This is a genomic window from Ottowia thiooxydans DSM 14619 (assembly GCF_000422885.1).
GTDB lineage: Bacteria > Pseudomonadota > Gammaproteobacteria > Burkholderiales > Burkholderiaceae_C > Ottowia > Ottowia thiooxydans.
Genome location: NZ_KE383943.1, coordinates 1 through 26,322, shown reverse-complemented (window position 1 = coordinate 26,322; position 26,322 = coordinate 1). Strand labels below are relative to the sequence as shown.

The following is a 26,322-nucleotide window of genomic DNA, read 5'->3' as shown; positions in this document are numbered from 1 at the left end:
GCCCGGGTCATAGGGTTCGATTCGATCCGCTGCAGGTGCAGGTGCAGGTGCAGGTGCAGGTGCAGGTGCAGGTGCAGGTGCAGGTGCAGGTGCAGGTGCTGGCGTTGGTGCAGGTGCTGGCGTTGGTGCTGGTGCTGGTGCTGGTGCTGGTGCTGGTGCTGGTGCTGGTGCTGGTGCTGGTGCTGGTGCTGGTGCTGGTGCCGGTGCCGGTGCAGGGCTGCTATCGCCGCCGCACGCCGCAAGAGCCAAAGCCAAGGGAAGGGCCGCCAAGCCCAGTACACGGGTGCTGTGTTTGATCATGATATGAGTTTGAAATGTAAGGAACTCGACCACTGCAAACAGCGGCCATGATGGCTTGCGCAAAGCGCCTGAACCGTGTGCGGCAGCGGTCAATCCTTCTGCTGCGCACGCTCCAAGCTGATGCTAGGAGGCACCCCGCATGGGAATTTGACTGTGCATCCTGAATTTCTTGCCTGGGTGTCTTGCGAGTCAACGTTGCCGCGTTTCAAGCAAGCGGGCGATACGCACCGACGTCTTTCGGCGAGCTTCGCTTCGGCTTTACGCTAGGGCCTGTTCACCATAAATTCACCCCGGCGCGGGGGCGAATTTAGTGTGAACACGCCCTAGTGCCAGAAGTTGGAAGTTCACTAAAAACGGAAATTGGTCGACATCGGGGTCAAGCACCGCATCACTAGAGCCCGCGAACCCAGTCGGCATATTCGATCGAAGAGGCGCCGGTTGTCTGAAGCGCTCTCGCAGTGCCACCCGAGGCCCGCGCATCTCTAGGTGTAAGACCAAAGGCCGCACGGAACGCGCGGCTGAAATGCGCCTCGCTCGCGAAGCCCAGGCGTGTGCCTATCTCCGCTACGCGCAGGCGCTGATTGGCGGGATTGGTCAGGGAATGGAACGCACGCAGAAGGCGCCGATGCTGCACATAGTGAGCAACGCCACCCAGTGGTTCGAACAACTTGTACAGCAAGGTCCGGGAAACGCCGAAGGTGCCACATAGCGATTCGGGCGTGAGCGAAGCGCCCAGATTTCGGCCAATGTATTGCTCAATGCTCTCCCGTGTCACTGCACGCATCTCAGCCTGCGCATGAGCGCGCGCTCGCCCCGCCGGGCTGAAGCATGCAGCCAGCATACGCGTGGTGGCATGCGCCACGGCCCCTGCCTGCTCGACATCAATAGCAGGCAAACGCCGGTGCAACGAGTCGAGGTGGTCGGCCAGCAACCCATGGAGCACGTCGCCCGAGCGCAGCACTGTGCCGTGAAGCGTTTCGGCCGAGGCCCCAAACGCTTCCTCACACAAGGTGCGCGTCAAGACCAACGACATCACTCTGGAAGGATTGGCGACGGTGCGAAGCGGGCGCGTCATGTCAAAGAAAACGATATCGCCGGCACGCACCTGCATGTCACCATCGCTGTCGTGCTGCCCCGCGAAACCCCCTTCGCGGTACCACTGCACCATATAGTGATTCAACCCATCGCGTGCCGCTCTCGCCTTGCCTCGGGCGAATTGCTGAGCGCCAAAACGGGCGTCGCCCACCATCAGTTGCCCCAGGTGCGTGGCATGCACCGACGCCTCAAATTCATTCAACGCGACTCGCGCCGAGGGGGTCACGTCGAAGATCACGGAAATGCTTTCGCGCCAAGCCTCGAACCGATCCTCCACAGCCACGTGGCTAGTGCGGAAAAGCGTGGTGGGCAGGGACCGGGTTGCGGCTAACATTTCCTAACGATTATGTCGTGAAACCATAACCATAGTTCACTAAAAATGCTTTCCCTCCGGCCCTCGGCGAATTCTTATCGCTCAAAAAGGGCTGCTATCGACTTCAGGCGCAACAGCAGATCGGCGACACGCCGTCTTGAGCGGATCTGTAAGACCCGGAGACCCCGCCCCATGCGAAGAAAACTCAAACCGGGTTGCTCGCTGCTTTCAAATGCGCCTCGCGCAGCACTCGCTTAAGCAATTTGCCGTTTTCATTGCGGGGTAATTCCTGCGTGAAGTCGACTGAGCGTGGACACTTGAGGCGAGAAAGCTTTTCCCGGCACAAGGCCATCAACGCCTCTGCAAGCTCAGAAGTCTCAGGTACACCCGCCTTGAGCTGCACCACCGCTTTGACTTCCTGGCCGTATTCCTCATTGGGCACGCCAATCACCGCTGATTCCGCCACGGATGGGTGGGTGTCCAAAACGTTCTCTACCTCACGGGGGTAGATATTCACACCGCCAGAAATGATCAGATCAGTGCGCCGGTCGCTGAGATACAAAAACCCTTCAGCATCGAGGCTTCCCAAATCGCCATAGGTGCCCCAGCCCCGGCTATTGAACGCCTGACGAGTCTTCCCCTGATCGTTGTGATATTCAAAAGCCACCCCCCCATCGAAATAGACCATTCCAATTTCCCCCGCAGGGATTTCGATGTCTGGATTTTCTTCGGACACGATGTGCACGGTACCGCAAATGGGGCGGCCCACTGAGCCCGGGTGCGCGAGCCATTCGTTGCCATCAATGTGCGTCACACCCACGTTCTCTGATCCGCCGTAGTACTCCTCGATCACCGGCCCCCACCATTCGATCATGGCTCGCTTCACGTGAACCGCGCAAGGCGCAGTGGCATGGATGGCGCATTGCATACTGGACACATCATGGCCTTGCCGCACTTCAGCCGGCAAGGCCAGCAGCCGAACCAGCATGGTGGGCACCCAGTGCGAATGGGTGACGCGGTAGCGTTCAATGGCCTGCAACGCTAAAAGCGCATCGAACTTACCCATGATGACGCAAGTGCCACCGCATTCGATCGTGCGGATATTGAAGCGCCCCAGAGCGTGATAGAGCGGCGAGGTGGATAGATAGATCGCTTGGGCATCAAAGCGGAAGATGGCGCGCAAGCGCTGCTCCAGCAAAGGAAGATCGCGACGCCGATCAAAAGGTGCGAGAGCCCGGCGTATGCCTTTGGGAAACCCTGTGGTTCCGGAGGAATACATAAATTCCCGCCCCATGGCACGCTCTGGCAACGTGGCCGTACCAGAAAATGGCTCCAGGGCCGCCAGGTAAGAAGCAAAACCAGAGGCCTCGCCTTCAAGCAGATAGCGGTGCGGCAACTCGTCCGGCCGCAACGTCTCAAATGCCTCTACCGCCAAACTGGCGGTAGCCCCACTGGCAATCAACGCACTGGCCTGGCAGTCGCGCAAGACATAGGCAATTTCTGAGCCCTTCAGATGGGTGCTGAGCGGAACGTAATAGAGTCCAGCGCGGCGCGCTCCCCACCACAACTCGAAAGTGTGCAGGTGATTTTCCAGCAGTAGACCGACCGTGGCGCCGGGTTGCAGCCCGAGAGAGATCAGCCACTGCGCCACGCGGTTGGCTCGCTCGTCCAGCTCACGGTAGGTCAGCTGGCCACTGCCGTCTGCCATGTGAATCGCCACCTTGTCAGGCTGCGCCTGCGCCCAATCGTGCAATGCCGGCATTACTTTTCTCCCACGCGCTCAACCAGTTCCAGCACTCTGCGCGCCTGCTTGAGGTGCGGCATATCGAGCATCTTGCCTTCCAGACCCACCGTGCCCAGGCCCGGGTTAGCCTCGAACACCTCCACGACACGCCGAGCCCATGCGACCTCTTGCGAGCCGGGCGTGAACGCATCATTGATGACATCTACCTGCCCTGGATGAATGGCAATCTTTCCGGTGTAGCCAGACTGACGCGATTGCATGGCCTCGGCAAGCAAGCCCTCGTTATTGCGGTAGTCAGCCCAGATGGTGTCCACAGGTTGCACATTGGCAGCTGCCGCCCCGGAGAGGCAAAGAGCCTTCGCCATGGCGTACACCGTGTCGTACTCGCCTGTGGGCCGGCGGTTGGCACTGGCACCCAGTGCAGCCGCTATATCTTCAGCACCCCAGGTCAATCCGTGCAATCGCTCGCTACAACCAGCATATCCGCCCAATGCGAACAAGGACAGAGGCGTTTCGGTCGCTACGGGCATGATGCGTATCACGCCGGGGGGCAGACCTTCCCGCGCCTCCAGCGCATCAAGGCAATGCCCCAAGTGGACAATATCCGCCGGGCCGTTGACCTTGGGCAGCAAAATGCCGTCCGGCGCTCCTGCCACCACCGCGGCCAAATCCAGCATGGAGGCCGGCGTCCCTAGCGGATTGATCCGGACCCAGAGCTTCTGCCGCGAGCGCTCCGGTCTGGATTTCAGGTAATCGACCACCATACCCCGCGCCAAGTGCGTACGCGAGGGAGCAACTGCGTCTTCCAGGTCAAGAATCAAGGCGTCAGCCTTCGACTCAATGCCCTTGCTCAGCTTGCGTTCGCTGTCACCAGGAACAAACAAAAGGGACCTGAGCGGTGCGTTCAAAGCCCCCGTCATGCTGGCACCTTAGGTAGCTTGAACATCAGCGCGCTGCGCTTGCAGGAACCCACCAACTCATTGCGTTGGTTGTACGCAGTGTGCTCCAGCACCACAATCCCGTTGTCAGGGCGTGAACGGCTTTCACGCTTTTCCAGGACCTTGGTCTGCACTCGCAGCGTATCGCCCGCAAATACCGGGCGAGGAAACCTGACTTCATCCCAGCCGAGATTGCCCACGGTGGTCCCCAGCGTGGTGTCGCCTACCGAGATACCGACCATCAGACCCAAGGTGAACGCACTGTTCATCAGGGGCTTGCCGAACTCAGTCGTCTTGGCGTATTCGGCGTCGATATGTATCGCCGCGGGGTTATGCGTCATGCAGCTGAACATCAAATTGTCGGTCTCAGTGACGGTTCGGCGTATGTCGTGATCCCATACACGCCCCAACTCGAACTGTTCGAAATACAAACCAGCCATACTCAATCCATTCCATATCGTTTACATGCATAACATATTCCATGAAATTCCACTCTATGGCAATACCCACTGGTACTTACCCTAGATAGAGTTTCATTCACCACAATTGTGATATGGTTGCATACTATAAATTCGATATGAAAGCTCACGGAACCTGTCTATGACCAAGGCCTATGGCATCACTGCCTTCGGTGGCTACATACCCCGTTGGAGACTCGATCGCAACGCCATTGCGAAGGCCCACCAGTGGATGGCGCCGGCGTTAAAGGGCCTCGCCAAGGGACAGCGTGCGTTTTGCGGCTGGGACGAAGACAGCGTTACCATGGGAGTAGAAGCCGCCCGTGACGCCCTGGACGGCCAGGCGCGAGACGCCATCTCGCGTGTGGTGTTCGCCTCCACCACTCATCCATTCGCAGACCTTCAACACGCCACCATCATCGGAAGCGCGCTGGGTCTTTCAAGCGGTATCCGAACACTTGATGTTGGCCAATCCCAGCGTGCCGGCATCAGCGCGTTACTCGCAGCCCTCTCCGACGCCTCCTCAGGCTCAGCCCTGGTGGTGGCCAGTGATCGCCCGCGCGGCAAGCCTGCCAGCACGCAAGAAATGAACAACGGCGCAGGTGCCGCCGCCTTCACGCTTGGCAGCGAAAAGATCGTTGCAGAGCTGCGCGGCAGCGCCAGCAAGAGTGCGCTGTTCGTAGACCACTTCCGGGCAGCGGAAAGCCAATACGATTATTTCTGGGAAGAGCGTTGGATACGCGACGAAGGCTACTTGAAGCTGGTGCCGCCTGTGATAGCGGCCGCACTAGCCGATGCTGGCGTCGAACCCAAGGAGATCCGCCACTTCATCTTGCCTTCAAGCTTCAAAGGCATAGCCACGGCGGTGGCCCGTAGCGCCGGCATCCCGGCCGAAGCGGAAGCCGACGCTCTGACCGCCAACTGCGGCTATACCGGCACCGCGCACGGTTTGCTGATGTTGGCTCATGTATTGGAACGCGCCGAGCCCGGCGAACATATCCTGCTGGCTGGCTTCGGTCAGGGATGCGATGTCTTAGTCTTGCGCGTGACCGATGCCATCACCAATGCGCGGCCGCGCCGAGGCGTCAGCGGCGCGCTGGCCGACAAATTGGAAACAGACGCCTACCTGCGCCTCCTGGCCAATGAAGGCGGTGTTGATCTTGACTGGGGCATGCGCGCGGAACGGCCGGTGAAAACCGCGCTCACCGAGCAGTACCGCTCAAACGAACAGATTTCGCACTTTCAGGCAGGAAAATGCCGCGCCTGCAGCACCATCCAGTTTCCCCAGTTACCGTTTTGCGTCAACCCTGCTTGCAATGCGCCTTCCAGCCAGTTCGATCAAGTGGCCTTGGCCGACGCCAAGGCACGCGTGATGACCTTCACGGCTGACTGGCTCTCCTACCACCCCGCACCACCGCTGTATGTGGGCTTTGTTCAGTTCGACAACGCGGCGCGGCTGATGATGGAGATCGTCGATGTAGGGCCCGCTGGCTTGGAAATCGGAGCCCCAGTGAACATGGTGTTTCGTATCAAGGACATAGACAGGGTTCGCCACTATCCGCGCTACTTCTGGAAAGCCATCCCCGTGCAGGGGCAGGCCTAGGCCACTCTTACTGGAAATCCGTCATGGCTACAGGTATTAAGGACAAGGTTGCCATTCTTGGCATGGGCTGCTCCCGGTTTGGGGAGCGTTGGGACGCGGGCACTGCGGATCTCTTAGCGGAAGCCTTCACAGAAGCCATGGCCGATGCAGGCATTGAGCGCCGCCAGATAGAGGCTGCGTGGTTCGGCTCCTGTATGGACGCAGTCAACGTAGGCAACTCCGCCATCCCCGCATCCATGGCTTTGCGCCTGGACGGTATCCCCGTCAGCCGGGTAGAAAACATGTGCGCGACCGGTACGGAGGCACTGCGAAGCGCGGCGTACGCCGTGGCTTCCGGAGCAGTGGATATCGCGTTGGCCATTGGCGCGGAAAAACTCAAGGACACCGGCTATGGAGGTCTGCCCTCCCCCTTCAAAGGCACGTTGAATGACCTCTGGCTGAACCTTGGCTCGGCACCCGCAGGGTTTGCACAACTGGCCGCCGGCTACCGACACAAGCACGGCATTTCCCCAGAGCGCCTCAAGCAAGCCCTCGCGCATGTTTCCTGGAAGAGCCACGAGAACGGCGCTCTAAGCCCCAAGGCTCACTTGCGTAAAAAGGTGAGCATGGAGCAAATCCTGAACGCGCCCATGATTGCCGAACCGCTCGGCTTGTTCGATTGTTGTGGTGTCAGTGATGGCGCAGCAGCGGCTATCGTCACCACGCCAGAAATTGCGCGTGCCTTGGGTAAGAAAGACATCGTGTCAATCAAGGCGATTCAGCTTGCGATCGGCTCAGGTGTCGAATCTTCGACAGACCAATGGGATGGCGCAAGCGTGCGAACCACGCGTCTGGCCGCCCAGAGAGCGTATGCGGAAGCCGGGATCGACGACCCACGCAGCCAGCTGGACTTGATTGAAGTACATGACTGCTTTTCCGTCACTGAACTGGTGACGATGGAAGATCTTTTCATTTCACCCGAAGGCCAGGCCGTAGACGACATTCTGGGAGGCTTCTACGACCGCACCGGCGGCGGTGTGCCCTGCCAGGTAGATGGCGGGCTCAAGTGCTTCGGCCACCCGATTGCGGCTTCCGGTCTGCGAATGGCTTACGAGGTTTACACCCAGCTTCTGGGGCGTGCCGGTGAGCGTCAAATTTCTTCGCCTTCAGTAGGGTTGACGCACAACCTTGGGGGCGTTCCTTTCCAAGGTATTGCGGCCATCTCGATTCTCGGCCTGCATTCCTGAATACCCACATTGAAAGAACAAGGGATCACTATGAAACTCTGCGAAGGCCGAATTGCCATCGTGACCGGCGCGGGCCGGGGACTAGGGAAAGCCCACGCTTTGATGTTGGCCCGACATGGCGCCAAGGTGGTGGTCAACGACCTGGGCTCCAGTGCTGACGGCATTGGCCAGGACACCACACCTGCGGATGCGGTCGTCGCGGAGATTCGGGAAGCGGGCGGTGAAGCCGTGGCAGACGCCTCCAACGTGGCGAACTGGGAAGGCGCCAAGTCATTGATCAATACAGCCATCACTCACTTTGGTGGCTTGGACATCCTGGTCAACAATGCTGGCATCCTGCGCGACCGCATGCTCATCAACATGACGGAGCAAGAGTGGGACTCCGTCACCAACGTCCACCTCAAGGGAACATTCGCACCTACGCACCATGCCGCCAACTATTGGCGCCAACAGACCAAGGACGGCAAGAAGGTTGATGCCCGGGTGATTAACACCAGCTCGCACTCCGGATTGTTTTGCAACATAGGGCAGGCCAACTATGCCGCAGCCAAGGCCGGCATCGCCTCCTTCTCGTTGGTGGCCGCGCGAGAGTTGCAACGCTATGGGGTGACGGTCAACGCCATCGCGCCGCGCGCCACCACACGCATGACAGAAGGCCTTGGCCAATGGACACCCGAACAACTGGAGCGGCGAGATCCTGAGTGGATCGCCGCGCTGGTCACTTGGCTGGCCAGCAGCCAATCAAGTGCCGTCAGCGGCCGTGTCTTCGAAGCTTGGGGCTTCGGATATGCGGTGGCGGAAAGTTGGCAGCACGGTCCTCTTACGGAGGCTAGCAAGGATCCTGAAACTCTGGGGCCAGAGATCACCCGCATCGTGAACGAAGCGCGCAAGAATGCAGGCATAGATCGGGATACCTGGATGGATATCTAAGTCCCCGATTCGAAATCCCTGAAACGCCCACATGCTCGATAAAACCGTTAATACCTTGACCGAAGCCGTCAGTGAGATTCCAGACGGCGCCACCATTCTCGTCGGCGGCTTCGGTGGTTCGGGCGCACCGATCGCCCTGCTTGAAGCGCTGCTGGAACAAGGCGCCAAGGATCTAGTGGTGGTCAGCAACAACGCCGGTAGCGGCACTGAAGGCCTCAATGCCCTGATCGGCGCTGGGCGGGTACGCAAGCTCATCTGCTCCTACCCCAAGTCGGCGGACAAGAGCCAACCACTCGCGGCTGCTTTTGAGCAGATGTACAGAGCGGGGAAAGTCGAGTTGGAATGCATTCCCCAAGGCACCATGGTGGAGCGTATGCGAGCCGCCGGAGCAGGCCTGGGCCCGTTCTTCTCGCCCACGGGCTACGGCACATTGCTGGCAGAAGGCAAGGAAACCCGGGTGATCGACGGCATAGGCTATGTGCTGGAGCAACCCATTCGCGCCGACTACGCACTGGTTAAAGCAGACCGAGGAGATCGTTGGGGCAATCTCACCTATCGATTGGCTGGCCGAAACTTCGCACCTGTGATGTGCACAGCGGCGCGGCACGCCATAGCGCAGGTTCGAGAAATTGTGCCCCTGGGTTCAATCCCACCCGAGCAGGTTATGACGCCCGCGATCTTCGTTCAGAAAGTGGTCTGCCATGCCAGTTGATAACGCTCAGTTGCCTCGCCTGAGCCGTGAGGCCATTGCCAAGCTCGTAGCGAACGATATTCCCGATGGGGCTTTCGTAAACCTCGGAATCGGCTTACCGGTTCTGGTTGCAAAACACCTTCCCAAAGACCGTGAAATCATCTTGCACAGTGAGAATGGCATTCTTGGCATGGGACCCTTGCATCCCGACCAAGCGCCCGATCCTGATCTCATCAACGCAGGCAAACAGCCCATCAGCTTGCTGACCGGCTCCTCCATCTCCGACAGCGTTCTTTCATTCACCATGATGCGCGGCGGCCATCTGGATCTGAGCGTACTGGGCGGGCTTGAAGTCTCGGCTAAAGGCGATCTGGCCAACTGGCATACCGGAGCTCCTGATGCCATACCTGGCGTGGGCGGCGCGATGGATCTCGCCATAGGCGCCAAGCGTGCCTTCGTGATGATGGAACATCAAACCCGAGACGGTCGCCCTAAAGTCGTGGAGAGCTGCACTTTGCCGCTCACCGGCGCGGGCGTTGTAGACCGCATCTACACGGACCTGGCAATCATTGATGTAGCGCCAGATGGGCTATGGGTCCGCGCCATGGTTGAGGGCTTGAGCTTTGAGCAGCTACAAGAGAGAACGGGGGCGGCACTGCGCTGTGACCCCGAATGCCGAACGCTTTCTTTGTGCGGCGTCTAAGAGAACGTTCGAAGTCTGCTGGGTTACCGTCTTACTCCCGCATGCGGGAGAGGGAGTAAAACTAATCGCTTGCGACTGACAGTGCAGGGCCCAGCGCAGCGATGGCCCGAGTGGGTATCCCACCCCTCTGGCCGCGCTGAGAAGCGCAGGGCAAGGGGCGGGCAAGAGCACTGAAAGATGCTCTTGCTTCGTTGACTAGCTTGCCGCGGCTGTTTGAACGTAGAGAGCGAAGTGAACGCAGTGAGTTCCGCGGCACCGCCCCTTGACCGAGCATCGCAAGTTGCCCGGAGCGCAGCGCAGGGACGCGTCCGGTGGGGCGCCTTTTCTTTGGTTCCTTACTTTGGGCGAGCAAAGAAAGGGACTGCGCAGCCGGGCGCAATCCCGGCCTCCGCCCTAAAAAGAAGAGCAGAAGGTTGCTAGCAATCGCAGCGTTTCAATCGACCGCCGCCTGCCCCCATCCCCACCTTCCCCTACGCCGGGCGCCCCCAGCGGGGGAAGGAGTAAAACCATTCCACAGCCTCGGGTTCCGGGGCTCAAGTCAGCAGGCACTCCTGCATCCGTCTCTCCCGCATACGGGAGAGGGAGTTAAATCGCCGCAAATTCAACTCGCTAGCTGTCGCCTGAGCTCCCGTCGAAGCAACTTCCCCTGAGGGCTATATGGCAGAGCTTCCACGATACGAATATCCCTGGGGCGCTTGATTCGGCCCAGGCGCTGAAGGGCAAAGGCGCCAATGGCTTCCGCGAGGACGATTGGATCAACATGAGATTGACGAGGCACCACAAACGCCACGGGGCGCTCTCCAAACTCGTGATCTGGTGCGCCTACCACCGCAACCTCTGCAATCTCTGGCATCTCAAGAAGAGCAGCTTCCAGCTCCTGTGGATAAATGTTCACCCCGCCAGAGATGATCATGTCGTCCAGGCGGTCAGTCAGGAAAAGATAGCCGTCCGCATCCGCGTAGCCCAGATCTCCAAAAGTTTGCCAACCCTGGCGACTGGTACGCAAAGCCGTTTTCTCTGGAGCACCGTGGTATGCGAAAGGCGCAATACCCGAGAAGAACACACGCCCTGTTTCCCCCGCGCCGAGTTCATTCTCAGCTTCGTCCAGAATGTGAAGAGTCCCTTTTCTGGCTCGCCCTACCGAACCTGGCCTGGCCAGCCATTCCTCAGAAGTGATGGCCGTCAACCCGACGCCTTCGCTACCTGAGTAGTACTCCTCCAAGATCGGACCCCACCATTCAATCATGGCCCGCTTGACCGGCACTGGACAAGGAGCCGCTGAATGCAAAGCCAGGCGATGATGCGGAGCCTTGAACTGCGCCCGCTGTCTCTCGTCCAGATCGAGCAAGCGCTGGAACATGGTGGGTACCCACTGGGAGTGAGTGATCTGTTCGTTCTGCAATAGCTCCAGCGCCTTGCTGGCTTCGAACCTGGGCATCACGAATACGGAACCACCCGCCGCAAGAAACGCCAGCCCGAATCTGAGTGGTGCAGCATGGTAGAGCGGCGCGGTAGAGAGATACCGGGAGTTCTCTGAAACGTCGAACATGGCGATCAGATCCTGCGCAAACGGCGGGCACGCTGATACGGTGGGAGACAAAGCTCGCCAAACCCCTTTGGGGTGGCCCGTAGTGCCAGATGTGTACATCATGAGCGCCCCTGAAGACTCGTTGTCGACAGGAGTATCAGGCGCTTTCGCCAGCAACGGATCCAGAGAGATAAATCCGGGAATCTCTCCGCTCAATGCCAGCCACACCGCACATTGATCAGCCATGGAAGGCAATGCTTTCAACCCATCACCCAGACAAGCATCGGCAATCACCGCACGTGCGCCACAGTCACGCACAATGTAGGCGGCATCTTCCACTGAAGCGGTGGACGGCACCGGCGTGATGTAGGCCCCCACGCGGTACGCACCCCACACCACTGCAAACACCGATGCACCATTGCCCATCAACGCGGCCACATGATCTCCGCGCTCAATCCCATATTCTCTAAGCACACGGGCCACCCGATTGGCTTGCGCTTCGAGCTCACCATAGGTCGTGCTCACAGTTCCGACTCTTACTGCCAAGCGCTCGGGATCTTCAAGCGCCCAGCGGCGCAAATCAAGTGTCATGCTTGAATCAACCTCAATCAGGAGTTCACAATGCCGTCAGCACGCAGGCTGACGATCTCGGTGTCGGAATAGCCAGCCAGGTGAAGCAGTTCATCAGTCGTCTGGCTATCGCGCTGGGGTGCAGGAGGCATTTGGCGATCACCCGTACCAAAGCGAGGTGCAGGTCCCGGCACCATCGCCCCCCCTGCATCCATGAAGGTCTCTCGCGCCAGATTGTGCGGATGCGAAGGTGCCTCTGCCATAGAGAGCACGGGAGCCACGCACGCATCGCTGCCTTCGAACAAATTGCACCACGCATCTCGCGGGCGAGTGAGGAATACTTGTTCCAATCGTTCGCGCAGTTGTGGCCACATCTCACGCTGCGCACGCTTTCCAAACAGAGGGTCTTCCGACAACCCAAGCCGCGCAAGAAAGCTCGAATAGAACTGCGGCTCCAGTGGCCCCACCGCAATGAACTTTCCATCGGCGCACGGATACACACCGTAGTGCGGCGCTGCGCCATCCAGCACATTGGCCCCACGTTCATCTGTCCACGAACCCGCAGCCAGCTTGGCATAAAACGGTGCCATCAGCAGCGCGGCTCCGTCGCTCATGGCGGCGTCTACCACCTGGCCACGGCCAGTCCGCAATGCAGATATCAGCGCGCTGGTCACGCCGAAGGCCAGCAATGTGCCTCCTCCACCAAAATCGCCCACCAGGTTGAGCGGAAGCACCGGCTTTTCAGGCAAGCCTATGGCGTGCAAGGCACCAGACAATGCGATGTAGTTGATATCGTGACCCGCCTCGTTTGAAAGAGGGCCGTTCTGGCCCCATCCTGTCATGCGCCCGTAGACGAGACTGGGCCGGTGTTTCATGCACACCTCGGGGCCCAAGCCCAAGCGCTCCATAACGCCTGGGCGAAACCCTTCAACCAAAGCATCCGCATGCTCAAGCAATCGCAGCACGACTTCCCTACCTTGCGGATTCTTGAGATCAAGTGAAATGCAACGCCGTCCTCGCAGCAGGGGATCTTGAGCGGCGTTCACAGCGCCGGCAGGAGATACCGAGCCCGAACTTCGTTCGATGCGAATGACTTCCATGCCTGCATCTGCAAGCAAGGTAACGCCGAAAGGAGCCGGCCCGATGCCGGCCATCTCAATGACTTTTAGCCCAGAAAGCGGGCCCATTTGATCTGCCATGGAGGACATTATGAATCCTCAATACCATATGGTACAGTACTTTTTTAGGTCGTTCGCAAGATAGGAGACGAGGTATGAAGGCGCTGTTATGTGAAGGCTGGAACGGGTACCAAGGCTTGGTATTTGGTGAAACGCCGGCACCCATACTTCCCTCTGGTTGTGTGCGCATTGCCGTGGCATACGCTACTGTGGGGTTTGGACAATTATTGGTGGTAGCAGGAAAATACCAACGCAAACCACCTTTGCCATTCGTGCCTGGAACGGAGGTGGCCGGTGTCATTCTGGAAGTGGCATCTGATGTTACAGGCTTCAAACCCGGGGACCGCGTGGCGGCCAGCCTGGACTGGGGTGGTTATGGAGAACAAGCCATCGCGACCGCAGAAACGGTATGGCATGTTCCAGACGGCGTCGAACTGCGGGACGCCGCGATCATTCCAACCACCTACGGTACTGCCTATGCGGCGCTTCATTGGCGTGGTCATTTACGCCCTGGCCAAACGCTTTTGATTCTTGGCGCAGCAGGGGGTGTCGGCCTGCCGGCCGTGGAACTAGGGAAATTGGCTGGTGCGCGCGTGCTCGCGGTGGGGAGCAGCCCGGAGCGCTTGGCTCTGGCCCGAGCGCGCGGCGCTGATGAAGTCTTGCTCCATACCGAACCCGAACTGGGACAACGCGTCAAGGCCTTGACGGATGGACGTGGGGTAGATCTTGTGTTTGACCCTGTAGGCGGAGATCTGTTTACAGAAACGCTGCGCTGCACCGCGACCATGGGCCGTATTCTGATCATCGGATTTGCCAGTGGCACTATCCCGCAGATACCGGCCAATATCCTGCTGGTGAAGAACATCGATGTCATCGGGTTCAACTTCGGAACCTATCTGGGGTGGTCTCCGGTGGACGAGCGCAAGCTGCATGCGGCCGGTCTTCGAACGATGATGCAGACGCTCTTTGAACACGTGCTCAACGGAGAGATCAAGCCCACATCGTCTGATTGCTATGCGTTGCCGGATTTTTTGTCTGCTTTCGAAGCGGTAAAGAGTCGGCGGTCTTTTGGGCGGGTGTTGATTGAGGTGAATGGGGGGTAAATTGGAGTGCGGCCTGTTTTACTCCCTCTCCCCCTGGGAGAGGGCGGGGGCGGCCGGCTGCGGCGTGAGGGCAAGCGGCGGTTGATTTATTGGTAGCGCTTGATAGTTACCTTCTCCTCTTCCCTTTAGGTCGGAGGCCGGGAATGCGCCCGGCGGCGCACCTACTATTTTTTGCGTCGCCAAAAAATAGTAGGCACAAAAAAGGCGACCCCAAGTCCGTGTCCCTACGCTGCGCTCCGGGCACCCTCCGGTGCTCGGTCAAGGGGCGGTGCGGCAGAACTCTCTTCGTTCGCTTCGCTCACTACGTTCAAACAGCTGCCGCAAGCTAGTTCACGAAGCACGAGCATCTTTCAGTGCTCTTGCCCGCCCCTTGCCCTGTGCTCCTCGGCACGGCCTCAAGGGGTAGGGAGCCTGATTCGGGCCATTGCTGCGCTCGGCCCCTTGAGTCAACACACCCACGACCTGGTGCACACCTAGCCAGGGCGCTATCGCGCTCGAAATGCTAACGCCCCTCGGACCCGCCGGGGACCTTGAAGGCTCCCAACTTACTCAAGGCTCAACCCCGGCAATGCCGCAAAAATCTTGGCCCACCGCGCCAACTCGTCATTCAAGGCCACCGTAGATGCAGCACTATCCATGCCAGTCGCATCCGCTCCAAACACCGCAAACCTGGCCGCGAATTCTGGCGACTTCACGATCTTCACAGTCTCAGCAGACAGTCTGTCCACAATCGCTTTAGGCGTGCCACCAGGTGCAAAAAGCCCCCACCATGGCGAGAACGGTTCCATGCCGGCCACCCCTTGCTCGGCAAATGTTGGCACCTCGGGCAACGAAGCGGAGCGCCGGGTCCCAGTCACGGCCAATGGACGGAGCTTTCCATCCTTGACGAACGGTCCCGGCACTCCGATATCAGCTATGGCGAACTGGATCTGGCCACCCACCAATGCCGTGATCTGGGGAGACACACCGGCATAGGGCACATGAATCATCTTGATCCCAACTTGCTTGCTGAGGTATTCGCCCAGTAAGTGCGCGCTTGATCCATTGCCGTATGAGCCGTAGCTCAACTCGCCCGGCTTGGCCTTGGCTGAGTCGATCAATTCCTTGACTGACTTCACGGGAACGGCTGAGTTGGCGTAAAGCACCAGCGGTGTCACACCTACATGCGAGACCGCAATCAAATCCTTGCGAACGTCATAAGGCAGGTTCTTGCGCGTAAACGGCGCCATTACGATAGGCGTACTGGTCGTGAACAGCAGTGAGTAGCCATCTGGCTCTGCCTTGGCGACCTGAGCAGTGCCTAAGGTTTGCGCTGCACCAGCCTTGTTCTCAACCACCACGGGCTGACCCATGGCCTTAGTGAGCCCTTCTGCCACCAACCGGGCCACCACATCACTCGGACCGCCTGCGCTAGCAGGAACAATCAGCTTGATGGGCTTGCTGGGGTAGGTTGACTGAGCATGCGATGGCGCTGCGGCGCCGAGCGCCATCGCAAGAAGCAAGAGAGTGCGACGATTCATTCAGGTCTCCAATTGATATTAGTTATCTACCATATAGTAAATACCCAATACCATATCGTCAATGGCAATTTCCCCAATAGCGCTCACCTGTGAGCAGCTCTCTTGCCGGCACGCGTATGGCCCTGACTTCCCCTCTTTGCAGGGGTTGCTCAGTACGATTTCGGTAGGTTCAGCACCTTCTCAGCGATGAAGGACAAAATCAACTGCGGCGAGATTGGTGCGATGCGTGTGAGCATGGCCTCGCGCATATAGCGTTCAACGTGATACTCCTTGGCATAGCCAAACCCTCCGTGCGTCAGAACCGCGGTCTCGCATGCGCGGAAACCCGCTTCGGCGCAGAAGTACTTCGCAGCGTTGGCTTCCGCCCCACAGGAACGGCCTTGGTCATAAAGCCAGGCCGCGCGCTGATAGAGCAAGGTGCCTGCTTCCAGATCGACCCATCGGTCTGCAAGGGGATGCTGGATACCCTGGTTCTTACCAATCGGCCGATCAAACACGATCCGCTCGCCCGCATAGGTCGCTGCCCGTTGAAGAGCCACACGTCCCAGGCCAGTCGCTTCGGAAGCAAGTAGCACGCGCTCCGGGTTAAGGCCGTGGAGGATGTATTCGAATCCCCTGCCCTCCTCCCCAATACGGTCTTCCACAGGGATTTCCAGGCCATCGATGAACAGCTGATTCGAATCAACGGCCTTGCGCCCGTGCTTCTCAATCTCGCGCACCTCGATCTTGGTTCTATCCAGATCGGTATAGAACAAGCTCAAGCCCTTGGAAGGCGAACTCACCTCCTCGATCGGCGTAGTTCTTGCCAGCAACAAAATCTTGTGGGCCACCTGCGCCGTAGAGATCCATACTTTCTGCCCGTTCACCACATAGCGATCGCCTTTGCGCACCGCCATGGTCTTGAGCTTGAGCGTGTTCAATCCGGTGTTCGGCTCAGTCACGCCAAAGCAGGCCTTGTTAGTGCCATTGATGATAGGAGGCAACCACCGGCTTTTCTGCTCATCGCTTCCGTGCACCACCACGGGATGCAAGCCAAACACATTCATATGGATGGCAGAAGCCCCAGACAGTCCGGCACCTGTGGCGGACACCGTCTCCATCATGTGCGCGGCTTCAGCAATACCCAGGCCTGCTCCGCCATATTCTTGCGGCATGGCAATACCTAGCCAACCGGCCCCGGCCATGGCGGCATAGAAGTCTTCAGGAAAGCCGCCCTCGCGGTCCTTTTTCAGCCAATACTCGTCATCGAATGGCGCACAAACCTCTTGTACCGCCGAACGGATCGCTTGCTGGTCATCTGTCAGGTCGAAATTCATCTATCTTCACTCCATCAATTCTGCGCGGCCGTTGTTCAACACCACGACATCACGCCCCAGTACTCGCGAGCGAAAGCTGACTACCGGGCCATCCACCCAATAGTCCGTGGCAATGGTCTCGCCCGGATACACGGGCGAAGAAAAACGCAAGCTGAATGACTTGAGCTTGTCTGCGTCATCACCGCACACCGCTTGCACGATGGCACGCGTGGCCACACCCAGGCTGCAAAGGCCATGAAGGATGGGCCGTTCGAAGCCCGCCTTGCGCGCAATGGCGGGATCGGCGTGAATGGGGTTGTAGTCACCGGAGAGCCGATAGATGAGCGCGGCTTGGGGCAAGGTCTCCAGTACGCACGTGCCGTCAGGCGCGCAGTCGGGCACCGGGTGCGGGGTTGGCGCTGCATTTGCCGTGCCTCCGCACCCGCCATCTCCGCGGAGAAAGTAGGTGGATGTCACCGTGCCCACCGGGTCGTCATGTCCCACCTCGTGTAAGGTTTTTTGCATGAAAATCAAGGCACCCTTGCCCTCGCCCTTGTCCACCACGTCTGTGACCTTGAAGGTACCGACATAGGTTTTTCCTGGTTCCAGAGGCCGGTGCATTTCAAACGCCTGCTCCCCGTGCAGCAGTTTGACCCAGTCGATCTCCAACTCTGGTGCTTGAACCCAACCACCCGGATGGGCAATAACGTTCACGAACGACGGAAATACCTTCAAGCTCTTCTCGTAGAGAAACTGCAGATCACCCGGATGCTCCGGTCGGGCCCCCAAGCCGATGCCCGCGGCGTAGAGCATGCAATCCCGTGGTTGAAGAATGTGCTCAATCGGCTTGAACTGATGAGCGAGGACTTTTTGGAGATTCATACCGGGTCCCAGGAGAACACATCACGTGAGCGGTCGAGAGGGAAAAACGATGCGCGCATCATCGGCAGGGCGCGTTCCAGGCAACTATCTACAGTCCACCCATCGCCGCCGGCGTGCGCCGTCCGTATGGGTCGCGGTTGCGAGAACAGATAGATCTCGTTGTTGCGCACCCCAAAGATCTGCCCTGTCACGTCTTGCGCCGCATCGGCCAGCAAAGCGCAGGTGAAAGGTGCAATCTTCGCCGCCTCCATACGAGAGTTCACCCGCATGCGCTCTTTGCCCTCGGGCGTATCGGCGGGAATGGAGTTGACCATTCGCGTAAACGCAAACGGTGCGATGCAATTGGAGCGCACCTTGAAGCGCTCCATGTCCAGCGCAATCGATTTGGACAAGCCTACAACCCCCATCTTGGCGGACATGTAGTTGGCTTGCGCATTGTTGCCGATGAGCCCGGAGGTGGAGGTCATGTGAACGTAGGCACCGCCCTCCTGCTCCTTGAAATGCGGAGCGGCGGCGCGAGACATATTGAAGCTGCCCTTCAAATGCACCCGGATCACGGCATCAAAATCTTCCTCAGGCATCTTGTGGAACATGATGTCGCGCAGGTTCCCGGCGTTGTTCACCACGGCGTCTACGCGGCCATACATGTCCAGCGCCTGGGAGATGATGGCCTGCGCCGACTTCCATTCCGCCACGCTGTCGGTGTTGGCGCACGCGATGCCGCCTTCAGCCTCTATCTCCTGCACAGTCTGCTGTGCCGGGCCGGCGCCGCCTCCGCTGCCATCAATGTTGACGCCCAGGTCATTGACCACGACCTTGGCCCCTTGCCGCGCCGCCTCCAACGCTATGGCTTTGCCCACGCCGGCGCCCGCGCCGGTGACCACCACAACCTTGCCTTCCAACCGCTTCATGCGCTACCCCTTGTTTGTTCGATAAGAATCTGAAGACCTACCTGCCGGACTCCAGACGGATCAGGCGTTTCCCAATATTGGCGCCGGAATACAGCTCTGCAATCGATCCCGGCGCGTGCTCAATCCCGTCCACGATTTCTTCGCGGTAGCGGAGGTCGCCGCTGCGCACCCAGGCGGCGAGTTGGCTAACGGCCTCTTCATAACGGTGTTCGTAATCCCACACGAGAAACCCCTGCATGCGAGCAGACTTGTTGAGCAAATGCCGCTCTGGCCGAGGCCCCGTTGGCCATGGATCCCAGCTCTGTACCGAAGCCGTGCCGCAGATCACGATGCGAGCAAACTTGTTGATGTGGCGCAGCACCTCATCACTGATGGCGCCGCTGGTGTTGTCGTAATAGACATCCACGCCACTTGGACATGCTTCGGCCAGGCGCTCGGGGAAATTCGGGTCCTTGTAGTCAATCGCCGCGTCAAAGCCAAACTCGTCCATACAAAGCCGAACCTTGTCAGCGCCCCCCGCAATGCCCACTGTCCGGCAGCCCGCCAGCTTGGCAAGTTGCCCTACCGCAGAACCTACTGCACCGGCTGCGGTGGACACCACCACGGTATCTCCCGCACGCGGCTGCCCAATCTCGCCAAGGGCGAAATAAGCCGTGACACCATTGATACCGAGAATGCCCAGCGATAGCGTCAAAGGCAGATCTGCTTCCAGTACTTTTCTTCTGACTGGATCTCCATTGGTCACACAGTAATCCTGCCAACCCAGCATGCCCATGACCTTGTCGCCCACGGCGTAGGCACCATGTCTGGAAGCCACCACCTCACCGGCTGCGAAGGCCCTCATCACTTCACCAACACCCACCGCATCTGAGTAGTTCGCTGCGGCATTCACCCAACCACGCATGGCTGGCTCCACAGACAAATACTCGTTCCTGACCAGAAACTCACCAGGCTCGAGCTCTGGGATCTGGCTCTCCACGATCTCGAAATGATCTGCCTGCGGAATGCCAACTGGCCTCGACTTGAGAACCACTCGGCGGTTGACCCTTTGACCACTCATCTAACGTCTCCTGAAATGGGGGCTAAGAGCAATGCCGCTCAGCTAGCTCCGCTCGCCCCGAGCTTGTCGAAGGGCTCGTCTCTTGCGTAGAGGCTTCGACAAGCTCAGCCCGAACGGGCTTTAGACTAATTGAGAAGCATTGAGGCAAAGCGAGCTCTACTTTCCGCGCTTGAACAGATCGCGGGAAATGATCTGCTTCATCACCTCCATTGCGCCGCCTGCAATCTTCACAATTCGCGCATCCGCGTAGGCACGGCACACCGGGAATTCCCACATGTAACCCCACCCACCATGCAGTTGCAGACACTCGTCGACCACTCGGCAATGCAGATCAGACAACTGCATCTTCGCGATGGCTGCAGTCACGGGATCCAGCTCATTGTTCAGCTGTTGCTCTATGCACCTATCCACGAATGCGCGTGCCACCACGGTTGCAGCATGCAATTCAGCCAGCTTGAACTGCGTGTTCTGGAAATCTGCAATCGTCTGGCCGAACGCTTTGCGCGTCGAGGTGTACTCCACCGTTTGCTCGATCGTGACTTCTGCCACCACACAGCTTCGCACCGCTTGCACCAGGCGTTCATGCGCCAGGTTGGCCGTGAGATATTTGAAGCCCACATGCTCTTCACCGATAAGATTCGAAGCCGGCACACGCACATCATCGAAGAACAGCTCCGAGGTATCTTGCGCGTGAAGCCCCAGTTTCTTGAGATTGCGTCCGCGCTTGAATCCGGGGCTGTTGGTTTCCACCAGGAAGAGACTGATCGCGTCCCGCGGCCGCGCAGGGTCAGACTTGGTGACCAGCATCACCACATCGCTGGTCTGGCCGTTGGAGATATAGGTCTTTTGCCCATTGATCACGTACTCATCTCCCTCGCGACGCGCTGAGGTGCGAATTCCCCGCACATCGCTCCCCGCTCCTGGCTCCGTGATGCCCAGAGAGCCAATCACCTCGCCGGAGACCATGCCGGGCAACCATTTCTTCTTGAGCTCTTCGCTACCGAAGCGCTCAATATAGGTAGCCACCATGTCTGAATGAATGTTGAAGCCAGGGCCTGTGACTCCCGCGCGCGCCATTTCCTCAATAACGACGCAGTTATAGAGAAAGTCTGATCCGGTTCCACCGTACTTTTCAGCAGTGTTACAGCAGAGCAGGCCTGCGTCACCCGCCTTGCGCCAAACCTCGCGCGGCACCAAACCATCTTCCTCCCACTGTGCGTGGTGCGGCTTGAGTTCGGTTTCCACAAAGCGCCGCACGGAATCGCGGAACATTTCGTGATCTGGTGTGAATAGCGGGCGCTTGGACGGCATATATCTCCTTGTTGATGACAGGCGGCGGCGTTGGGCACCGCCCGGTCGAGCTCTTAATTTTAGTTATGCTAGCGTACCATATGGAAGCTACACGAGCAACTTCAACGTTCGATCGCAAGAGTGAATATTTGATCTCCAATCCATTTTTATACTGTATGCTGGCAGATAGTAATATTTAGCCCCTCGTGACGAGCGGGCAACGGCATCTATGAAAGAAACAACTCCAAAAACGAACTCGGCTGCGGCCAAAGTCAGCACACGCGCCCCTTCGAAGGCGGCCAAAGCCCGCAGCGCCAATTCCCCTCGGATCGCCGAATCCGACAACTGGGACCAACGGCTGGGCTTTCTGATGCATGACGTCTCCCGGTTAAGACGCACGGTGTTCGACGATTTCGTCAAGCCGCTTGGCGTCACGCGTTCCCAATGGTGGGTCTTGGCCAACCTTTCCCGGCACGACGGCATGATCCAGAGTGACCTTGCCAACATCCTGGAGCTTGGCAAAGCGGCGTTAGGCGGCCTCATAGACCGCCTGGAGGCTTCAGGCTTGGTAGAGCGCCGCGCTGATGAGATCGACCGGAGAGCCAAACGTGTCTATCTTTCATCCATGGGCACACATCTGATCTCCGAGATGCGCGTCAAAAGCCACGAACTAAGTGAGCGCATGCTGAAGGGCCTGGACCTGCCCTCACGCAGGCTGCTCGCAGACATGCTGGCCCAGGTCAAGCACAACCTTTCCACCATTCGCACCGAAATCGGAAATACGGATAGTGAGGAGGATTGAGCGATCAAGGAGGCGTTGAATAGGTTTCGCGATGCAGCGCACCCTGGGGATAGGGTTGGGGTGCGCAGCACACGAAAACTTGTTCAGTGTTGCCTCAAGACACCGAAGCTCCCGAAGATTTGACGATAGGCGTCCACTTACGGATCTCCGATTGGACGAATGCCTGGTACTCCGCAGGCCCCAGTGGAGCAGGCTCAGCGCCGAGTTCGCGCACCGCAGAAATGATGGCTGGCTCCTTGAGCGCCGCGACGATTTCGCCCCCTAGGCGCTCCAGGATGGCATTGGGTGTTCCCGTGGAAGCGGAAAGCCCATACCAGGAGAAAACATCGAATGGGCCAAGACCGGCTGCCTCCTGAATGGTGGGTACGTCAGGGAAAATCGGCGAGCGTTTGGCCTGCGTCACAGCCAGCAACTTCAGTTTGCCTGCCTTGACCTGCTGTACGTAGAGCGGGAGGTTATCCATTGCGAAAAGCACCTCGCCCGCCAACAACGCCGTAAGTCCCGCAGCCGTTCCTTTGTAAGCGACGTGCTTACCAGGTACACCCACACGCTGAACAAACAGATGTCCACCCAGATGCGATGAGGTGCCCACCCCCGCGGAAGCGTAGAACACTTTCTCTGGTTGAGCCTTCATGTAGGCAATCAGCGCCCCGATTGAGTCAATGCCAGAGTCTGCTCGCACGGCAACTGCGTTCGTCAGAGTGGAAATCCGTGCCACACCTGGCAACTCCTTGACCGGATCAAAGGTAGGCTTGGCGTACAAAGCAAGCCCGATGGCGTTGGTCGCCAAATTGCTCACGTAGTAGGTGTAGCCATCTGGCGGCGCAGAAGATGTCAAGCCAGCAGCGAGCATACCGCCCGCGCCAGGCTTGTTTTCGAGATAAAGCGGCTGCCCTAAGCGCTCTCGCAGACGAGTTTCCAGGATACGAACGAACATATCACTGACGCCGCCGGCAGACCCGCCCGCAATCATTCTCAAAGGACGGTTTGGCCACTGATCCTGCGCCAAGACGCTACCTGGCAACACGCCAAGCGCCAACGAGCCCGCAACAAATTGTCTTCTAGTGGTGTTCATGGTTGTCTCCTTGAATTTAGTACTGCGTTCCGCCAAAAAGCTGATATGAAACCGCGTCTTTGTTCACCATGCAGCGTTGCAATTCCTCGCGATAGCTACAGCTATCGCTGCGGGTTGCGCCTTGCCTGCCGAACACATCCATCGGATTCATTTCGTCAGCCTTTTGATGGAACACAGTGCTAGTTAATCTTGTGGGCAATCGCCCTGATCACGTTCCCATCACCTATTAAGAGCCCAGCGCGCGGTGCCTCGCCCAGCCAACCAGACTTGCGCGCACCTCGTGCAGATTACGCAGCCGGTTTCAAGCCGGCGCCTTGAATCAGACGGCCCCACTTTTCTTTCTCTGACTGCCCAAACGCCTTGAGCTCCTCCATGGATTTGCGCTGCGGCTCAATGCCAAGCTGCAGCAGCTTCTCTTGCACATCCGGGCGGACCAGCGCTTTATTCAGCGCGGCAGACAGCACGTTCAAAGCCTCTTGTGGAGTGCCCTTAGGCGCGTAGAAGACCGTCCATCCCACAAGTTCGTACCCAGAAATTCCCTGCTCAGCCAAGGACTTGACGCCCGGCAAAAGCTTGCTGGACTGAGCCGAAGTCACCCCCAGTGCCTTGACCTGATTGCTGGTCACTGCAGCGCGAAGCGAAGTGATCGTGTCGACCATGAACTCCACCTGATCCCCCAAGACACCCGTCAAAGCCTGGGCGCTCCCCTTGAAGTCAATTGGGAACATGGGAGCCTCGCCGCGTGACTTGAAGAGCTCATAGGCCAGGCGGCAAGTAGTCGTGGATATTGCAATGTTCAAGGAACCCGGCTTGGCGCGTGCAGCCCGCACCAGATCTGGCATGGAATTGATAGGACTGGATGGCTTGGTCACAAACACCAAGGGCAAAATTCCCACCATGGCAACGGGTTCGAAATCCGCCTGTGAGTCAAATCCCGTGTTTGCGTAGAGATAGGCGTTGGCCGCGTGCGTGGCGTTCGTGCCAATCATGATGTTGTAGCCATCGGCGGGGGATCTGGCCGCCGCCTGAGTGCCCACGTTGCCACCCGCGCCCGGGCGGTTATCTACGATTACCGGCTGCTTGAGCTCCTTGGAAAGCTCATCGCCAATGTACCGCGCCGCAATATCAGTGCCTTGTCCCACGGCATACGGAACGATCAACCGAATGGGCTTGTTGGGGTAGCCCTGAGCCATCACCGTAGTGGCGGCGGCTAAAGTCAAGCCCGTCAAGACACGCGGTAAAAAGCGCAAAACTTTCAATGAACGCATTGGATTCCTCAGGTACTGGTTTGATCGGTATACTAGATCTTAGTATGCTAGCAAACCTTTCGGAATGCCTCATAGGGATTACCCCACGCTGATGCTTTCTTGTTTTGATGCACAGGCGATCACTCGGGTCGCACCGAAAAAAATCATTCACACTTCCCTGCATGACTGAAAAAACACCCTCACCTCTCGCCGGTTTGCGCGTGCTTGACCTCTCCAAAGTGCTCGCCGGCCCACTTTGCGCCCAGTACCTAGGCGACATGGGAGCCGACGTCATCAAGGTCGAACCACCGCGAAGCGGAGACGAAACCCGGGGCTGGCCGCCATTGCGCCAGGGCGGCGACACCCAGACGGGAGCGATCTTTCTTAGCGCCAATAGGAACAAGCGATCAGTAGCCGTCGATCTGGCCAGCGACTCTGGACGGGACGTGGTGTACCGTCTGGCCCGCTGGGCCGACGTGACTATCCTGAGCTTTGGCCCGGGCGTGGCCGCGAAGCTCAAGATCGACCCCGCGACTTTGCGCGCCCTGAACCCGAGGCTCATCTGCTGCGACATCTCCGGCTACGGCAGCGTCGGGTCTATGAACCAGGGCAAAGGCTACGACGTCATTCTTCAGGCATTTAGCGGCATGCTCTCGATCACTGGCGAACCGGGCCGCCCACCGGTTCGCAGCCCCTTCTCCCCGGTCGATCAAGGCACGGGCCTGCACGCACTTGTAGGCATTCTTGCTGCCTTGCAAGCTCGTGAGCGCACGGGCGAGGGCTGCACAGTCGAGGCATCCTTGTTCGACACGGCTACCGGTTTTCTGGGATATTTCCTGCAGAACTATTGGGAACGCGGCACAGAACCCGAGCGCCCAGGTTCCGGCCACGAGTCTCTTTGCCCCTACCAAGTCTTTGAGACGGCGGACAAGCCGCTCATTCTCGGCGTCGCGAACGATTCGCTCTGGCAGCGCTTCTGCGCCATTGCCGATCTGCAAGCCATCAAGGACGAGCCTCGCTTTGCGACCAACGCCGCTCGCGTAGCTCACCGGGCAGAAACGCTGGCCTACGTGGAAAAGGCCATGAAGACCCGGGGCCGGGCTGATTGGTTGAAAGCATTGGATGAAGCCGGCATCCCCTGCTCTCCGCTGCACACTCTCGGCGAGCTGTCATCCCACCCGCATACGCGGGAAAGTGGCATGGTGTTCGACTACGAGCATCCCACGTTGGGTCAGATGAAGTCGGTTGCCCAACCTCTGAGATTCAATGGTTTGCGCACGGGCCTTCAACGCCCAGCTCCGCAGCACGGAGAGCATACGCACGAAGTTCTAAGCGAACTCGGCTTCAGTGAAGACGAGATCTCAGCGTTGCAGACTGCAGGCACCGCAGGTCCATTAGCTCGCTGACTTATCAAGTTCGTTCAGGCTGAGGTTCTATGGTTTCAATCCAGCGGTGGGTGACGTTGAAAAAGGAACACCGTTCGGGTTGAGCTTGGCCTGGCCTGAGGTTCTATGGTTTTCGTCAAGTTTTTCCAGCAACGATGGAGGCGTCGAAGTTGCTTTTTTGCTTGAACAGTGAGAATGCCACGCGCAGGAGTTTTCGGGCGAGCACGATCAGGGCAGCGGTTGTGCTCAACCCTTTCTCGCGCTGAGCATGATAGAACCCATTCCAGGTCTTGGTGCGAGCTGCCGACATCGCAGCAGCGTACAGAAGGCGTCGGATCTCCGGCCAGCCTCTCTTGGACAGACGCCGTTGGCCCGTTTTATTGCCTGAGTCGTTCGGGCGCGGGTCTAGTCCGGTGAATGCGACGACAGCATCAGCACTGAGCTTGTGCATGCGCCCGAAGATCATGACCAACAG

The 26,322-nt window shown here is 58.7% G+C and carries 25 protein-coding genes; 9 read left to right on the top strand and 16 right to left on the bottom strand.

The genetic code is table 11. From position 1 onward, the window contains the following. Positions 1–53 precede the first annotated feature (53 nt). On the top strand, positions 54–296 hold the full coding sequence (locus tag G518_RS41215; protein WP_245598192.1) for a hypothetical protein: 243 nt from the start codon (positions 54–56) through the stop codon (positions 294–296). A gap of 395 nt (positions 297–691) precedes the next feature. Here G518_RS41215 and G518_RS0129335 read toward each other — a convergent pair whose 3' ends face one another. The 4 genes from G518_RS0129335 to G518_RS0129320 form a co-directional block, all read right to left on the bottom strand. Continuing rightward, entirely contained in the window at positions 692–1,729 is a 1,038-nt protein-coding gene (locus tag G518_RS0129335) for a helix-turn-helix domain-containing protein (protein WP_028605519.1), read from the bottom strand. A gap of 184 nt (positions 1,730–1,913) precedes the next feature. Further along, a complete protein-coding gene (locus tag G518_RS0129330) occupies positions 1,914–3,470 on the bottom strand; it encodes an AMP-binding protein (protein ID WP_028605518.1) in 1,557 nt (518 codons plus the stop codon). After that, positions 3,470–4,372 carry an HpcH/HpaI aldolase/citrate lyase family protein gene (locus tag G518_RS0129325; protein ID WP_036596577.1) on the bottom strand — a complete coding sequence of 301 codons (903 nt, stop codon included), beginning with the start codon at positions 4,370–4,372 and terminating at the stop codon, positions 3,470–3,472. Before G518_RS0129325 ends, G518_RS0129330 begins: the two co-directional genes overlap by 1 nt. Continuing rightward, the gene (locus tag G518_RS0129320) at positions 4,369–4,830 is read right to left on the bottom strand and encodes a MaoC family dehydratase (RefSeq protein ID WP_028605516.1); all 462 of its coding nucleotides are present in this window, start codon (positions 4,828–4,830) and stop codon (positions 4,369–4,371) included. Before G518_RS0129320 ends, G518_RS0129325 begins: the two co-directional genes overlap by 4 nt. A 160-nt stretch (positions 4,831–4,990) precedes the next feature. Between G518_RS0129320 and G518_RS0129315 the strand changes: the two genes are divergently transcribed. The 5 genes from G518_RS0129315 to G518_RS0129295 are packed head-to-tail and all read left to right on the top strand — an operon-like array spanning position 4,991 to position 10,001. Beyond that, positions 4,991–6,451 carry a hydroxymethylglutaryl-CoA synthase family protein gene (locus G518_RS0129315; RefSeq protein ID WP_028605515.1) on the top strand — a complete coding sequence of 487 codons (1,461 nt, stop codon included), beginning with the start codon at positions 4,991–4,993 and terminating at the stop codon, positions 6,449–6,451. Between the two features lie 23 nt (positions 6,452–6,474). Continuing rightward, positions 6,475–7,677: an acetyl-CoA acetyltransferase gene (locus G518_RS0129310; RefSeq protein WP_028605514.1), complete on the top strand. Its 1,203-nt coding sequence runs from the start codon at positions 6,475–6,477 to the stop codon at positions 7,675–7,677. 30 nt (positions 7,678–7,707) lie between these two features. Then, positions 7,708–8,607 carry an SDR family oxidoreductase gene (locus G518_RS0129305; protein ID WP_036596575.1) on the top strand — a complete coding sequence of 300 codons (900 nt, stop codon included), beginning with the start codon at positions 7,708–7,710 and terminating at the stop codon, positions 8,605–8,607. 31 nt (positions 8,608–8,638) lie between these two features. After that, entirely contained in the window at positions 8,639–9,319 is a 681-nt protein-coding gene (locus tag G518_RS0129300) for a 3-oxoacid CoA-transferase subunit A (protein WP_028605512.1), read from the top strand. Next, positions 9,309–10,001 carry a 3-oxoacid CoA-transferase subunit B gene (locus G518_RS0129295; protein ID WP_036596571.1) on the top strand — a complete coding sequence of 231 codons (693 nt, stop codon included), beginning with the start codon at positions 9,309–9,311 and terminating at the stop codon, positions 9,999–10,001. The genes G518_RS0129300 and G518_RS0129295 overlap by 11 nt, the downstream gene beginning before the upstream one ends. A 601-nt stretch (positions 10,002–10,602) precedes the next feature. Here the strand turns inward: G518_RS0129295 and G518_RS0129290 are convergent. Further along, positions 10,603–12,120 (bottom strand): AMP-binding protein, encoded by a 1,518-nt coding sequence (locus tag G518_RS0129290; RefSeq protein WP_036596570.1) that lies wholly within the window; start codon positions 12,118–12,120, stop codon positions 10,603–10,605. A 17-nt stretch (positions 12,121–12,137) separates the two neighbouring features. Continuing rightward, positions 12,138–13,298: a CaiB/BaiF CoA transferase family protein gene (locus G518_RS0129285; protein WP_245598190.1), complete on the bottom strand. Its 1,161-nt coding sequence runs from the start codon at positions 13,296–13,298 to the stop codon at positions 12,138–12,140. 74 nt (positions 13,299–13,372) lie between these two features. Here G518_RS0129285 and G518_RS0129280 point away from each other — a divergent pair, with 74 nt between their 5' ends. After that, positions 13,373–14,380 carry an NADPH:quinone oxidoreductase family protein gene (locus G518_RS0129280; RefSeq protein ID WP_028605508.1) on the top strand — a complete coding sequence of 336 codons (1,008 nt, stop codon included), beginning with the start codon at positions 13,373–13,375 and terminating at the stop codon, positions 14,378–14,380. A gap of 545 nt (positions 14,381–14,925) precedes the next feature. Here G518_RS0129280 and G518_RS0129275 read toward each other — a convergent pair. The 6 genes from G518_RS0129275 to G518_RS0129250 all read right to left on the bottom strand — a co-directional run bounded on the left by G518_RS0129275 (position 14,926) and on the right by G518_RS0129250 (position 21,359). Continuing rightward, entirely contained in the window at positions 14,926–15,900 is a 975-nt protein-coding gene (locus G518_RS0129275; RefSeq protein ID WP_028605507.1) for a Bug family tripartite tricarboxylate transporter substrate binding protein, read from the bottom strand. 149 nt (positions 15,901–16,049) lie between these two features. Next, the gene (locus G518_RS0129270; RefSeq protein WP_028605506.1) at positions 16,050–17,216 is read right to left on the bottom strand and encodes an acyl-CoA dehydrogenase family protein; all 1,167 of its coding nucleotides are present in this window, start codon (positions 17,214–17,216) and stop codon (positions 16,050–16,052) included. A gap of 6 nt (positions 17,217–17,222) precedes the next feature. Further along, positions 17,223–18,077, bottom strand: coding sequence for a MaoC/PaaZ C-terminal domain-containing protein (locus tag G518_RS0129265; protein ID WP_028605505.1), 855 nt, complete (start codon positions 18,075–18,077; stop codon positions 17,223–17,225). Further along, on the bottom strand, positions 18,074–18,988 hold the full coding sequence (locus G518_RS0129260) for an SDR family NAD(P)-dependent oxidoreductase (protein WP_028605504.1): 915 nt from the start codon (positions 18,986–18,988) through the stop codon (positions 18,074–18,076). The genes G518_RS0129265 and G518_RS0129260 overlap by 4 nt, the downstream gene beginning before the upstream one ends. A gap of 37 nt (positions 18,989–19,025) precedes the next feature. After that, positions 19,026–20,048 carry an NADP-dependent oxidoreductase gene (locus tag G518_RS0129255; RefSeq protein WP_028605503.1) on the bottom strand — a complete coding sequence of 341 codons (1,023 nt, stop codon included), beginning with the start codon at positions 20,046–20,048 and terminating at the stop codon, positions 19,026–19,028. Between the two features lie 156 nt (positions 20,049–20,204). Continuing rightward, positions 20,205–21,359 carry an acyl-CoA dehydrogenase family protein gene (locus tag G518_RS0129250; protein ID WP_028605502.1) on the bottom strand — a complete coding sequence of 385 codons (1,155 nt, stop codon included), beginning with the start codon at positions 21,357–21,359 and terminating at the stop codon, positions 20,205–20,207. Positions 21,360–21,567: 208 nt separating this feature from the next. Between G518_RS0129250 and G518_RS0129245 the strand changes: the two genes are divergently transcribed. Next, positions 21,568–22,140 (top strand): MarR family winged helix-turn-helix transcriptional regulator, encoded by a 573-nt coding sequence (locus G518_RS0129245; protein ID WP_028605501.1) that lies wholly within the window; start codon positions 21,568–21,570, stop codon positions 22,138–22,140. A gap of 94 nt (positions 22,141–22,234) precedes the next feature. Here G518_RS0129245 and G518_RS0129240 read toward each other — a convergent pair whose 3' ends face one another. The 3 genes from G518_RS0129240 to G518_RS0129230 all read right to left on the bottom strand — a co-directional run bounded on the left by G518_RS0129240 (position 22,235) and on the right by G518_RS0129230 (position 24,483). Further along, positions 22,235–23,215 carry a Bug family tripartite tricarboxylate transporter substrate binding protein gene (locus G518_RS0129240; RefSeq protein ID WP_028605500.1) on the bottom strand — a complete coding sequence of 327 codons (981 nt, stop codon included), beginning with the start codon at positions 23,213–23,215 and terminating at the stop codon, positions 22,235–22,237. Between the two features lie 16 nt (positions 23,216–23,231). Further along, positions 23,232–23,366 (bottom strand): hypothetical protein, encoded by a 135-nt coding sequence (locus G518_RS41375; protein ID WP_281170572.1) that lies wholly within the window; start codon positions 23,364–23,366, stop codon positions 23,232–23,234. 136 nt (positions 23,367–23,502) lie between these two features. Beyond that, positions 23,503–24,483, bottom strand: a complete 981-nt coding sequence (locus G518_RS0129230; RefSeq protein WP_051237542.1) for a Bug family tripartite tricarboxylate transporter substrate binding protein — start codon at positions 24,481–24,483, stop codon at positions 23,503–23,505. 161 nt (positions 24,484–24,644) lie between these two features. On the opposite strand from G518_RS0129230, the gene G518_RS0129225 reads away from it, so the two are divergent. After that, the gene (locus G518_RS0129225) at positions 24,645–25,868 is read left to right on the top strand and encodes a CaiB/BaiF CoA transferase family protein (protein WP_028605498.1); all 1,224 of its coding nucleotides are present in this window, start codon (positions 24,645–24,647) and stop codon (positions 25,866–25,868) included. Positions 25,869–25,983: 115 nt separating this feature from the next. Here the strand turns inward: G518_RS0129225 and G518_RS0129220 are convergent. Then, positions 25,984–26,322 (bottom strand): transposase (locus G518_RS0129220; RefSeq protein WP_028605497.1); only part of this gene is annotated, 339 nt, incomplete at its 5' end.